Genomic DNA, 11095 nt, shown 5'->3' on the forward strand with positions numbered 1-11095 from the left:
GCGCTTCCCGGCGCCGTCATAACGTGCCGGAGGCGGCGCCGGGCCGCTCCAGGGCGGCCTCCAGGGTCGCGGCGGGCGGCAGCAGCCGGGACAGCCCGGTGGCCCGCAGGATCCGCAGGGTGAGCGGGTGGGGGCAGACCAGGTGCAGCCGGCCGCCCTGGTCGAGGACCCGGCCGCGGGCCCGGTACAGCAGGCGCAGCCCGGAGCAGTCGAAGAACTCGACCGGGGTCAGGTCGATCACGATGCGCGGTGCGGCGCACCCGGTCGCGTCGTCGAGGTGCGGACCGATCTCGGTCGCCGCGACGATGTCGATCTCGCCGTGGAACTCCAGCACCGTGTACCCCCGGTCCTCGCGGACGCGTAGATGCGGGGTGCCCGCCGGAGATTTCTGCTGCACGACGCCATCGCCTCCAACCCGCTCCACCGGTCGGGAGCCTTCAACGGGCGGGGCGCACACGCCAGTTCCCCGCTCCAGCAAGTTACCCCCGATGGAGTGAATTCCAGCATGTTCGATTGACATATGTCTTCGAAATGCAACCGACTCTGCCCGAGTTTTTTCGCACCGTGAGCGAAGGGGGCGCGACGGGCGGTCGGATGGGGTGCGGCGCGCGGTCGCAGGCGCGCCGGGAGGGTTACGACAGGGCATGCCAGGCCGTCGACAGCGCCGCGCGGAACTGCTCGGTCTGGTGTGCCGTGAGCTGTCGCACCATGCGCTCCTCCAGTTCCCGCACCGGGCCGGCGTGCCGGTCGAGGAGCGCGCGCCCGTCGGCGGTGAGCAGGATCAGCAGCTCGCGCCGGTTGTGCGGATTGCGCTCGCGGCGGATCAGTCCCCGCCCCTCCAGGGAGCGCACCAGGTCGGCGATGGACTGGGCGGTGACGAAGGAGTCCCGGGCCAGCTGGGCGGCCGACAGCCCGTCGTGCCGCTCCAGCACGGTGAGCGCCGTGTACTGCAGGGCCGTGATCCCGGACGGCTTGACCACTTCGTCCAGATGGGACCGTACGACCAGCTCGACCTGCTTCACCATGTAGAGGAGGGACGGGGGTGTCCGGTGGGGCAAGGGTGTGGGCGCTGTCTTGTTCGTCGGGGTGCCGGCCATGGGCCCGAGCCTAGAGCATTGACAGGAAACCTGTCTGTAAAGAGACTGCGAACCAACAGGAATCCTGTTTGTTGAAATCTTGGCGACGATGCTGAGGAGTGGCGATGACCACCTTCGAGACCGGCCCCGGTCGACTGTTCATCGGGGGACAGTGGCGCGAGGCCGCCGACGGAGCCCGCACCGAGGTGATCGACCCCTCGCGGGGCACGGTCGTCACCACCGTCGCGGAGGCGGGCGCCGCCGACGTGGACGCCGCCGTACGGTCCGCGCGGAAGGCCTTCGACGCCGGGCAGTGGTCCGGCCTCAGCGGCAGGGAGCGCGGTCGCGTCCTGCTCCGGGTGGCCGAGCTGATCCGCGCCGAGGCCGACGCGATCGCCCGGCTGGAGAGCCTCGACGTCGGCAAGCCGATCACCCTCGCGCACGCCGTCGACGTCACCAACGCGGCCAACGACTACGAGTACTTCGCCTCCCTCGCCTTCGCCCTCGACGGCGCGAACCGCGACACCCCCATGAACGCCCTCGCCTACACCCGGCGCGGCCCGCTCGGCGTCGTCGCCGCGATCACCCCGTTCAACTTCCCGCTCATCCTGGCCGGTTCGAAGATCGCCCCGGCGCTCGCCGCCGGCAACACGGTCGTCCACAAGCCCGCCGACGAGACCCCGCTCAGCGCCCTGTACATGGCCGACCTCTTCCAGCGGGCGGGCGTGCCCGACGGCGTCGTCAACGTCGTCACCGGCAGCGGTCCGGTGGCGGGCGAGGCGCTGCTGCGCCACCCCGGCGTCGACAAGATCGCCTTCACCGGCTCCACCGCAGTCGGCCGGCACGCCGCGAGCATCGCCGGCGAGAACCTCAAGCCGGTCACCATGGAGCTCGGCGGCAACGCCGCCCACCTCGTGTTCGAGGACGCCGACCTGGAGAAGGCCGTCGGAGCCGTCATCAAGGGCTTCGTCTTCAACACCGGCCAGTTCTGCATGGGCGGCCCGCGTCTGCTGGTGGCCCGCCCGGTCTACAGCACACTGCTGGGCATCCTCGCCGAGGCCGTCCCGGGCGTGCCCGTCGGCGACCCCCGGCAGCCGGAGACCGTCGTCGGCCCGATGGCGGGGGAGAAGCACCTGCGCAAGGTCGAGGAGTACGTCGAACTCGCCCGCAAGGAGGGCGCCCGCATCGTCTGCGGCGGCGAGCGCCTCGACCTCGACGGCGGGTACTACTACCGGCCCACCGTCATCGCGGACCTGGCGAACGACTCCCGGGTCGTGCAGGAGGAGATCTTCGGGCCGGTCCTCACCGTCCAGCCCTTCGACGACGAGGACGAGGCCGTCGCGCTCGCCAACTCCACGCCGTACGGCCTGGCTTCGGGTGTCCAGACCGGCAACCTGGCCCGCGCGCACCGCGTCGCCGACCGCCTCCAGGCCGGCATCGTCTGGGTCAACGACTGGGCCATGCTCGACCCGGCCGTCCCCTTCGGCGGCGTCAAGGACTCCGGCTTCGGCCGCGAGTACGGCCCCGAGGCGCTCCAGTCGTACACCAAGGTCAAGTCCGTCGTCGTCTCGCTCGACTGAACGCCTCGCGGAAGCAAGGGAGTCGCACCCATGACCATCACCACGCGCGCCGCCGTCGTCGAGTCCGCCGGAGCGCCCTTCACCCTGTCCGAGGTCGTCCTCGAGGACCCTGCCCCGCATGAGGCGGTCGTCCGGCTCGTGGCGGCCGGACTGTGTCACACCGACCTCGGGGTGGCGAGCGGCGGACTGCCCTTCCCGCTGCCCGGAGTCCTCGGCCACGAGGGCGCGGGGGTCGTCGAGGCGGTCGGTTCGGCCGTCACGGCCGTGGCCCCCGGCGACCACGTCGTGCTGTCCTTCACCTCCTGCGGCAGCTGCCGCAACTGTCACGGCGGCCACCCCGCCTACTGCGCCTCGTGGCTGCCGCTGAACCTCCTCGGCGGCCGCCGCGCGGACGGCACCAGCACGCTCAGCCGCGACGGCGAGCCGCTCGGCGGCCACTTCTTCGGGCAGTCCTCGTTCGCCGAGCGGGCGCTGGTCGACGAGCGCAGCCTCGTCAAGGTGGACCCCGACGTGCCGTTGGCGTCGATCGCCCCGCTGGGCTGCGGCGTGCAGACCGGCGTCGGCGCCGTCTGGAACGTGCTCGAGCCCGCGACGGGCAGCACCGTCGTCGTCCTCGGCGCCGGAGCCGTCGGTCTGTCGGCGGTCATGGCGGCCGCCCTCACCCCGGCCACCACGATCGTCGCGGTCGACCGGGTCGCCGAACGGCTGGAACTGGCACGGGAGCTGGGTGCCACGCACACCGTCGACGCCGGCCGGGACGCCCTCGGCGACGCCCTCGCGGAGATCACCGGCGGGCGCGGCGCCGACGGCGTCGTGGAGACCACGGGCAACACGGCCGTGCTGCGTCAGGGCGTCGACGCGCTCGCCGCCCGCGGCACCCTGGTGGTGGTCGGCGCACCGCCCTTCGGCAGCGAAGTGGCCCTGGACGTCAACGGGTTGCTGGGCGGCAAGCGGGTCGTGGGGCTCACTCTCGGCGACAGCGAGACGCAGCGCTTCATCCCGGCCCTCGTCGAACTGGTCAAGACGGGCCGGCTGCCGCTGGACCGGCTGATCGGCACCTACGCCTTCGCGGACATCGACCGGGCGGTCCTGGACATGACCTCGGGCAAGACCGTCAAGCCCGTCCTGACGTTCTGAGGTCCTGACGCCGCGGCCACCGGGCTGCCGGCGGTGTCCTGACGTCTCGTCAGTCGACAGTGAGAACGAGCTTCCCGGTGGTCCGGCCGGTGTCGCCGAGCCTGTGCGCCTCGGCGGCGCCGGTCAGCGGGAAGGTCCCCGCGATGGTGGCGCGCAGCTGCCCCGCCTCGACCAGCCGGGCGATCTCCCGCATGCCGGCCCGGTCGGCGTCCACCAGCATCCGCACCGCCCGCACGCCCAGCCGCTCGGCCTCCTCGTACAGTTCCCCGGAGCCGACGGGCAGGATCGAGACCACGATCCCGCCCGGGCGCAGGACGCGCAGCGAGTCGACCGAGGTGTCCCCGCCCAGGGTGTCCAGGACGACGTCGACGTCCTTCACCGCCTCGGTGAAGTCGGTCTCCCGGTAGTCGATCGTCTCGTCGGCGCCGAGTTCGCGCAGGAGATCGTGCTTGCCCGCGCTGGCCGTGCCGATCACGTACGCCCCGCGCGCCTTGGCGATCTGCACGGCCACGTGCCCGACGCCGCCCGCGGCCGCGTGGATCAGCACCCGCTGCCCGGCTTCGAGGCCGGCCGTCTCCACCAGCGCCTGCCAGGCGGTCAGCGAGACCAGCGGCAGCGCGCCGGCCTGGACGTGGTCGATCCCGGTCGGCTTGTGCCACAGGGCCCGGACCGGCGCGACGACGTACTCGGCGTGGGACCCGTGGCCGTAGGGGTAGGGCAGCATGCCGAAGACCTCGTCGCCGGGGGCGAAGGCGGCCACGCCGATGCCCGTCGTCTCGACCGTGCCGGAGACGTCCCAGCCGAGGACGAACGGCGGCTCGCCCAGGAAGCCTCCCGTGGCGCGGTGCTTCCAGTCGGTCGGGTTGACGCCCGCGGCGCGCACCCGCACCAGTACCTGGTTCGGACCCGGCGCGGGCCGCTCCACTTCCTCTTCCCTCAGGACCTCGGGACCGCCGAGGACGCTCTGGCCGATGACGCGCATGGTGTTCACGGTGCGCATGGTGTTCACAGTGCTCATGGTGAACCAGCCTGCCGGGCCGCGCCCGGCCGGGAAATGGCACGATTGCCAACTTCCGATAGAATCGTGCCATGCCTGCGAAGCACCGCGTCGTCGTCCTCGCCCTCGACGGCGTCTACCCTTTCGAACTCGGCATCCCCAGCCGGGTGTTCGGCGCGGCCGACGGCCACTACGAGGTGCTGACCTGCACGGTCGACGGGCGGCCGGTGCACACCAACGCCGACTTCACGGTCGGCGTCGAGCACGGCCCCGAGCTGCTGGAGACGGCCGACACGGTGGTGATCGCCCCGGTCGCGCCCGATCGGATGACCGACCACCTGCCCGACGCGGCCGCCGCGGCCCTCGCCCGGATCCGCCCCGGGGCGCGCCTCGTGTCCATCTGCACCGCCGCGTTCGTGCTCGCCGCCGCCGGCCTGCTCGACGGCCGCCGGGCCACCACCCACTGGTGCGTCGCGGAGGAGTTCCGCCGCAGGTACCCGCACGTCGAGCTGGACCCGGACGTCCTCTTCGTCGACGAGGACCGGGTGCTGACCTCGGCGGGTGCCGCCTCCGGCGTCGACGTCTGCCTGCACCTCGTCCGCAAGGACCACGGCAGCGAACTCGCCAACAGGGTGGCCCGCCGCTGTGTCGTCCCGCCCTTCCGGGACGGCGGCCAGGCCCAGTACATCGAACAGCCGGTCTCCGAGGCCGGCGCGGCGAGCACGGCGGACACCCGCGCCTGGGCCCTGCGGCGGCTCGGCGAGCCGCTCGCCCTGGCCGACCTCGCCGCACACGCCCGGATGAGCCTGCGCACCTTCGCCCGCCGCTTCCACGACGAGACGGGGCTCAGTCCCGGCCGCTGGCTCATCCAGCAGCGCGTCGCGCACGCCCGGCATCTGCTGGAGGCCAGCGACCTCTCCGTGGACCAGATCGCGGGCCGCGTCGGCTTCGCCACGGGCGCCTCGCTGCGGCAGCACCTGCACGCGGCCATCGGCGTCTCCCCGCAGGCGTATCGCAGGACGTTCCAGACGACGGCGCCCCGCTGAACACGCGCTCACCGTCACCGCCATCGCCCGCCACCGCCACCGCTCGCCGCCCACCGCGCGCCCTGCGGTGGACGACCGGGTTCGCTCAGCGGCTCGCGTGCAGCGCGACCAGCAACTGCCACACCTGGTCGGCGATCTCGGCGGGCGAGCCGTCCAGGTCGCCGTGCAGCCAGTCCGCCAGCACCCCGGCGAAGGTCGCGGCGACGGCCGAGGCGACCAGCGGCGCGTCCGCCGCGCCCGCGCGCTGCCGCTCCCGCAGGCTGTAGGCGCGCAGGTCGCGGTGGAGCACCTGGCCGAGCGGCCCTCCGCCGCCCGGCGTCAGCAGCGTGCGGTAGAGCGCGCCGTGCGGGGTCAGCGACTCGAAGAACTCCGCCAGCGCGGCCGGAGCCCGCACCGGGTCGGGGCGGCCCTGCCAGGAGTGCAACGCCTCCACGGCCTCCCGCACGACGTCGGCGCAGGCGTCGACGGCGAGGGCCTCCAGGTCGGGATAGTGCACATAGAACGTGGCTCGGCCGACGCCCGCCCGCCGCACCAGGGCGGCCACGCCCACCTCCTCCAGCGGCCGCTCGGCGCACTCCTCGAGGAGCGCCGAGCGCAGCCGCGCACGGGTGCGGGCCGCCCTCGGGTCCTCGGGCTCCTGGCGGGTCACCGAGCGACGAGGACGGCGACCAGGGCGAGGGCGCCGGGCAGGGCCTGCGCGAACAGGATCCGGCGGTTCGCGGTGAGCGCGCCGTACACGCCCGCGACGATCACGCAGGACAGGAAGAACACCTGGGCGCGGAAGCCGGTGGGGTCGGCCGCGATCAGCCCCCACACCAGGCCCGCCGCGAGGAAGCCGTTGTAGAGCCCCTGGTTGGCGGCCATCGCGGCGGTTCTCTTCGCCATCTCGGGGTCGAAGCCGTGGAACGACAGCCCGGGCTTCTTCTGCCACAGGAACATCTCCATCACCAGGATGTAGAGATGCAGCGCGGCCACCAGCGCGACGAGAACGTTCGCCAGGATTTCCATGGTCTCCCTCTCACTTCTTGGACAGGTGTCCACTATAGCGGGACACCTGTCCAAGAAGTCCAGAGGGAGGGGTCGTCTGGCTCCCGATGGGGGGTGGAAACGGGGGTATCCGCAGGGTTCGGAGGCGGGGCGCTCCGCTCCGGCCCTGATCCCGTGGAGGAGACGTGGAGGAGACGACGACATGGCACTGGTGAAAGCGGGCGTCGTGGTGCTCGACTGTGCCGAGCCCGAGAAGCTCGCCGAGTTCTACAAGGGACTCCTGGACGCCGAGGAGATCGACCGGAGCGCGAACCGCGTCGAGATCAGGAGCGGGGACGGCATCCGCCTGGCCTTCCGACGCGACGTGAACGCGACGCCGCCGAGCTGGCCCCGCCCCGAGAACTCCCTCCAGGCCCACCTGGACTTCCTGGTCGACGACCTCGACGAGGTGGAACGCAGGGTGGTCGGCCTGGGCGGCCGCCCCCTGGAGACCAAGGGCGCCCCCCGGCCCCCACGAGGAGCGCGGCTACGCCGATCCGGCGGGCCACTCCTTCACGCTCCGCCTGACGCCCTCGACCGCGCCGAAGCAGGGCTGAGCCCGGGACGCACGGCGGCGGCGGCGGGCGGCGCCCTTCGGCAGGCGCCCGCCGCGGCACGGCGGACGGGAGTCAGTCGCGGCCGCTCTTCTCCCTGGCGGGCCAGACGCCGGTGGAGCGCTCGATCGCCTTGGCGCCGGTGCGGTCGGCGGCGCTGCGGGCGGCCGCGAAGATCGCGCCCTGCACCGCCGCGGCCAGCAGGACCTCGCCCCAGCCGCGGTCCCGGTCCAGGGCGTCCGGTGCGTCGTCCTCGTGCCGGATCGCCTTCCACGCCTTGCGGAACGCGAGCCCCGCCAGGGCGCCGCTCGCCCAGCCCAGCGCGAATCCGACCGGCTGGTAGACCAGGGGGAGTTTCCTCTTCTTGGCCATGGATCTCCTCACTCCTTCTGTGTCGTGGGGGAGGGACGGGGGGCCCGGCCGGCCGCCGGCACCTCTTCACCGGGCGGCACCGGGCCGGGCGGCGTGCCGTCGCCGAACGGGCGGCCGCCGAGCTCCTCCCGGCGGTGCGGGGAGTGCCAGCCGGCCAGGTCCGGGCCGAGGGGGACGATCCTCGTCGGGTTGATGCCGGTGTGCACCCGGTAGTAGTGCCGTTTGACGTGGTCGAAGTCGACGGTGTCGCCGAAACCGGGCGTCTGGAAGAGATCGCGGGCGTACGCCCACAGCACCTGATTCTCCGCCAGCTTCCAGCGGTTGTACTTGAAGTGACCGTGATAGACGGCGTCGAAACGCACCAGGGTGGTGAACAGCCGGATGTCCGCCTCGGTGAGGGCGTCGCCCACCAGGTACCGCTGCCGTGCCAGCCGTGACGTCAGCAGCTCCAAGCGCCGGAAGACCCCCGCGCACGCCTCCTCGTACACGTCCTGGCTGTCGGCGAAACCCGCCCGGTACACCCCGTTGTTGACGTCCTCGTACACCTCGGCCATGACCGCGTCGATCTCGTCGCGGAGCCGCTCCGGGTAGAGGTCCGGCGCTCCGGGGCGGTGCAGGGCCGTCCACTCGGTGGCGAGGTCCAGAGTGATCTGCTGGTAGTCGTTCGTCACCAGTCGCCCGCTCGGCACGTCGACGATCGCGGGCACGCTGACCCCGCCCGGATGACCGGGTTCCCGCCGCTCGTACGCCTCGGCGAGGTACCGGATGCCGAGGACGGGATCGCGCCCGCCGGGGTCGAGGCCGAACCGCCAGCTGCGGTCGTCCTGGACCGGATCGGTGATCGCCATCGACAGCGGGCCCTCCAGACCGAGGAGCCGCCGGGAGATCACGGCCCGGCTCGCCCAGGGGCAGGCGCGGCTGACCACGAGCCGGTAGCGGCCCGCCTCGACGGGCAGGCCGTCCCGGCCGTCCGCGGTGATCCGGTCGGTGAAGTGACTCCTGGCGCGCTTGAAGGGCGTGTGCCCGTACGCGCTGTTGCCGTCGCCGCCCCCGTCGCTCATGGCTTCCTCCCGGTGGTGTCGCGTCTCCTGTTCCCCGCGTTCCCCGATTTCGGCGGACGGCACGGTGTGATCGCGATCGGCCGGGGAATTCGGCGGGGGTGAGCGCGACGCCTTCAGAACGGAACGCCGGCGGACGAACAGGCCGGCCGAGCACATCCGGCGCGCCCGGACCGTCGGGAGCAGCCCGTGCACCGGCCGCGCCCCGGACACGGGGCAGGCGCGACGAGGACGACGGCGCGGCCGATCGCCGGACCCGGGTCACCGTGCTCGTGGCACTGGCCGCCAATCTGGTCATCGCCGCCGCCAAGGGGCTCGGCGGCGTCCTCGCCGGGTCGCCGGCGCTGCTGTCGGAGGCCGCGCACTCCGTGGCCGACAGCCTGAACGAGGTGTTCCTGCTGGCCGCTCTGCGCCGCAGCCGTCGGCCCGCCGACCGCCGGCATCCCTTCGGCTACGGCAAGGAACGCTTCTTCTGGTCGCTCCTCGCCGCCGTCGGGATCTTCGTGATGGGCGGCTGCTTCTCCTTCTTCCAGGGCGTGGAGGCGCTGCGGTCGGGAGCCGACGAGAAGCTCAGCGGCTATGTGGCGGGCCTGATCGTGCTCGGCGTCTCCTTCCTCGCGGAGGGCGCGTCACTGGCACGGGCCCTGCACCAGGTGCGCCGGCAGGGCGGCAGCGCGGGCCTGCGGGACCCCGCGCTGCGCACGGTCGTCGCGGAGGACGGCACGGCCGTGCTCGGCGTCACCCTGGCCGCGATCGGCATGGCCCTGCGCATGGTCACCGGGCAGGTCGTCTGGGAGGCCTCGGCGTCGCTGGCGATCGGCGCGCTGCTGGTCTACGTCGCCTTCCGGCTCGGCCGCGACGCCCGCGACCAGCTCATCGGCGAGGCCGCCGCCCCCGAGACCGCCGCGCGGATCCGCGCGCTCCTCGACGCCCAGCCGGAGATCGACAGCGTCGAAGCGGTGTTCACCATGCAGATGGGCCTGGACTCGGTACTGGTGGCGGCCCGCGTGGACCTCGTGCCGGGCCTCGACAGCGAGCGGGTCGAGGAGGTCGCCGTCCGCATCAAGCGCTCGATCGCCTCGGTGATCGCCGAGGCGGACCAGATCTTCCTCGACGTGACCGACCGGCCCGCGGGGGAGACGCAGACGAGCCCCGCCGCGACGGGGGAGCGCGGCGGGGCCTGACCAGCGGGTGCCCGGCGGGAACGCCTTGATGCGTTCCCACCGCGGATTTCCCGCACGCGACGCCCGGAAGGACGCCGGCCGTACGGCCCGGAGCCGCCCGCACGGACCGGAGCCGTGCGCACCGCCCCGAGAGGGTCAGCGGCTCCCGGCCGGTTCCACGACGAACACCGGGATCTCCCGGTCCGTCTTCGTCTGGTACTCGGCGTACGGCGGATACGCGGCGACGGCCCGCTCCCACCACTCGGCCTTCTCCGCGCCCGTGACCTCACGGGCCGTCATGTCCTGCTTGACCGGCCCGTCCTGGAGCTCGACCTGGGGCAGCGCCTTGATGTTGTGGTACCAGACGGGGTGCTTGGGCGCACCGCCCTGGGACGCGACCAGGGCGTACCGGCCGTCGTACTCGACGCGCATCAGGGGGGTCTTGCGGATCCGGCCGCTCTTCGCGCCGAGGGTCGTCAGCAGGATGACGGGCAGCCCCGTGTCCAGCAGCGTCGTCCCCTCGGCGCCGCCGGAGCTTTCGTAGAGCTCCACCTGTTCGCGCACCCACTGCGTCGGGCTGGGTTCGTACTCGCCTTGGAGAGGCATGGTCTTCGTCCCCTTCGTCATGTCGTTGAGGCCGCTGTGCCGTCCTGTCGTCGTTCCGGACGCGTCTGCGCGAGGTCCCGCGCGGCGCACGTCCGGCCCGCAGACTGGTGCAACACCGGACGCCGCGAGTTTCATCCGCACCCGTGGCCGCCTACGTCACCATCCGGACGGCGAGCACGGTCATCACCGCGCTCGACACGAGGGCCGTGACCAGACGTCCCCGGTGGCCGGTGAGCGCGCGGCCCAGCAGGGCGCCGCCTCCGGCGAGCAGCACCTGCCAGCTCGCCGAGGCGACGAAGGCCGCCAGCACGAACACGCCCTGTTCCAGGGGCCGTACCGGGTCGGCGTCGCCGGCGCCCAGGACCAGGGCGGCGAAGTAGACCACGGTCGTCGGGTTGAGGAGGGTGATGCCGAGGAGGCTCAGATAGGCCCGGGCCGGGCCGGTCGGCGCCGGTTCGGACCGGGTGGCGAGCCGGTGGG

The 11095-nt window shown here is 72.9% G+C and carries 13 protein-coding genes and 1 pseudogene; 5 read left to right on the plus strand and 9 right to left on the minus strand.

Going from position 1 to position 11095, the window contains the following annotated elements; genetic code table 11:
* Positions 1-16 precede the first annotated feature (16 nt).
* Positions 17-397, minus strand: a complete 381-nt coding sequence (locus ABT300_RS36430) for an anti-sigma factor antagonist (RefSeq protein ID WP_351685266.1) — start codon at positions 395-397, stop codon at positions 17-19.
* Between the two features lie 235 nt (positions 398-632).
* Positions 633-1097, minus strand: a complete 465-nt coding sequence (locus ABT300_RS36435) for a MarR family winged helix-turn-helix transcriptional regulator (protein ID WP_502978068.1) — start codon at positions 1095-1097, stop codon at positions 633-635.
* Between the two features lie 104 nt (positions 1098-1201).
* On the opposite strand from ABT300_RS36435, the gene ABT300_RS36440 reads away from it, so the two are divergent.
* Positions 1202-2656, plus strand: a complete 1455-nt coding sequence (locus ABT300_RS36440) for an aldehyde dehydrogenase family protein (protein WP_351685269.1) — start codon at positions 1202-1204, stop codon at positions 2654-2656.
* A 30-nt stretch (positions 2657-2686) separates the two neighbouring features.
* Positions 2687-3793 (plus strand): NAD(P)-dependent alcohol dehydrogenase, encoded by a 1107-nt coding sequence (locus ABT300_RS36445; RefSeq protein ID WP_351685272.1) that lies wholly within the window; start codon positions 2687-2689, stop codon positions 3791-3793.
* Between the two features lie 49 nt (positions 3794-3842).
* Here ABT300_RS36445 and ABT300_RS36450 read toward each other — a convergent pair whose 3' ends face one another.
* Positions 3843-4811: an NADP-dependent oxidoreductase gene (locus ABT300_RS36450; protein ID WP_351685275.1), complete on the minus strand. Its 969-nt coding sequence runs from the start codon at positions 4809-4811 to the stop codon at positions 3843-3845.
* A gap of 71 nt (positions 4812-4882) precedes the next feature.
* Here ABT300_RS36450 and ABT300_RS36455 point away from each other — a divergent pair, with 71 nt between their 5' ends.
* On the plus strand, positions 4883-5836 hold the full coding sequence (locus tag ABT300_RS36455) for a GlxA family transcriptional regulator (RefSeq protein ID WP_351685278.1): 954 nt from the start codon (positions 4883-4885) through the stop codon (positions 5834-5836).
* An 85-nt stretch (positions 5837-5921) separates the two neighbouring features.
* Here ABT300_RS36455 and ABT300_RS36460 read toward each other — a convergent pair whose 3' ends face one another.
* Together ABT300_RS36460 and ABT300_RS36465 are read right to left on the minus strand one after the other, a co-directional pair.
* Entirely contained in the window at positions 5922-6485 is a 564-nt protein-coding gene (locus tag ABT300_RS36460) for a TetR/AcrR family transcriptional regulator (protein WP_351685281.1), read from the minus strand.
* Positions 6482-6844, minus strand: a complete 363-nt coding sequence (locus ABT300_RS36465) for a DUF1304 domain-containing protein (RefSeq protein WP_351685283.1) — start codon at positions 6842-6844, stop codon at positions 6482-6484. Before ABT300_RS36465 ends, ABT300_RS36460 begins: the two co-directional genes overlap by 4 nt.
* A gap of 181 nt (positions 6845-7025) precedes the next feature.
* On the opposite strand from ABT300_RS36465, the pseudogene ABT300_RS36470 reads away from it, so the two are divergent.
* Positions 7026-7419, plus strand: a pseudogene (locus tag ABT300_RS36470) (VOC family protein).
* 72 nt (positions 7420-7491) lie between these two features.
* On the opposite strand, the gene ABT300_RS36475 reads toward ABT300_RS36470, so the two are convergent.
* Positions 7492-7788: a DUF4235 domain-containing protein gene (locus ABT300_RS36475; protein ID WP_351685286.1), complete on the minus strand. Its 297-nt coding sequence runs from the start codon at positions 7786-7788 to the stop codon at positions 7492-7494.
* Between the two features lie 8 nt (positions 7789-7796).
* Positions 7797-8849 (minus strand): glutathione S-transferase family protein, encoded by a 1053-nt coding sequence (locus tag ABT300_RS36480; RefSeq protein ID WP_351685289.1) that lies wholly within the window; start codon positions 8847-8849, stop codon positions 7797-7799.
* 263 nt (positions 8850-9112) lie between these two features.
* Here ABT300_RS36480 and ABT300_RS36485 point away from each other — a divergent pair, with 263 nt between their 5' ends.
* Positions 9113-10030, plus strand: coding sequence for a cation diffusion facilitator family transporter (locus ABT300_RS36485; protein WP_351685291.1), 918 nt, complete (start codon positions 9113-9115; stop codon positions 10028-10030).
* Between the two features lie 135 nt (positions 10031-10165).
* Here ABT300_RS36485 and ABT300_RS36490 read toward each other — a convergent pair whose 3' ends face one another.
* Positions 10166-10615, minus strand: a complete 450-nt coding sequence (locus tag ABT300_RS36490) for a nitroreductase family deazaflavin-dependent oxidoreductase (RefSeq protein WP_351685294.1) — start codon at positions 10613-10615, stop codon at positions 10166-10168.
* A 151-nt stretch (positions 10616-10766) separates the two neighbouring features.
* Positions 10767-11095, minus strand: a 329-nt coding sequence (locus ABT300_RS36495) for a LysE family transporter (RefSeq protein WP_351685297.1), incomplete at its 5' end; no start/stop codon positions are given.

The organism is Streptomyces sp. NPDC001027 (genome assembly GCF_040299045.1).
GTDB lineage: Bacteria > Actinomycetota > Actinomycetes > Streptomycetales > Streptomycetaceae > Streptomyces.

What these genes read in the sequence shown, in the direction of transcription:
- ABT300_RS36465 (WP_351685283.1), bottom strand. Translation starts at nt 6,844, where the DNA reads ATGGAAATCCTGGCGAACGTTCTCGTCGCGCTGGTGGCCGCGCTGCAT.
- ABT300_RS36455 (WP_351685278.1), top strand. Translation starts at nt 4,883, where the DNA reads ATGCCTGCGAAGCACCGCGTCGTCGTCCTCGCCCTCGACGGCGTCTAC.
- ABT300_RS36445 (WP_351685272.1), top strand. Translation starts at nt 2,687, where the DNA reads ATGACCATCACCACGCGCGCCGCCGTCGTCGAGTCCGCCGGAGCGCCC.
- ABT300_RS36475 (WP_351685286.1), bottom strand. Translation starts at nt 7,788, where the DNA reads ATGGCCAAGAAGAGGAAACTCCCCCTGGTCTACCAGCCGGTCGGATTC.
- ABT300_RS36450 (WP_351685275.1), bottom strand. Translation starts at nt 4,811, where the DNA reads ATGAGCACTGTGAACACCATGCGCACCGTGAACACCATGCGCGTCATC.
- ABT300_RS36440 (WP_351685269.1), top strand. Translation starts at nt 1,202, where the DNA reads ATGACCACCTTCGAGACCGGCCCCGGTCGACTGTTCATCGGGGGACAG.
- ABT300_RS36490 (WP_351685294.1), bottom strand. Translation starts at nt 10,615, where the DNA reads ATGCCTCTCCAAGGCGAGTACGAACCCAGCCCGACGCAGTGGGTGCGC.
- ABT300_RS36435 (WP_502978068.1), bottom strand. Translation starts at nt 1,097, where the DNA reads ATGGCCGGCACCCCGACGAACAAGACAGCGCCCACACCCTTGCCCCAC.
- ABT300_RS36480 (WP_351685289.1), bottom strand. Translation starts at nt 8,849, where the DNA reads ATGAGCGACGGGGGCGGCGACGGCAACAGCGCGTACGGGCACACGCCC.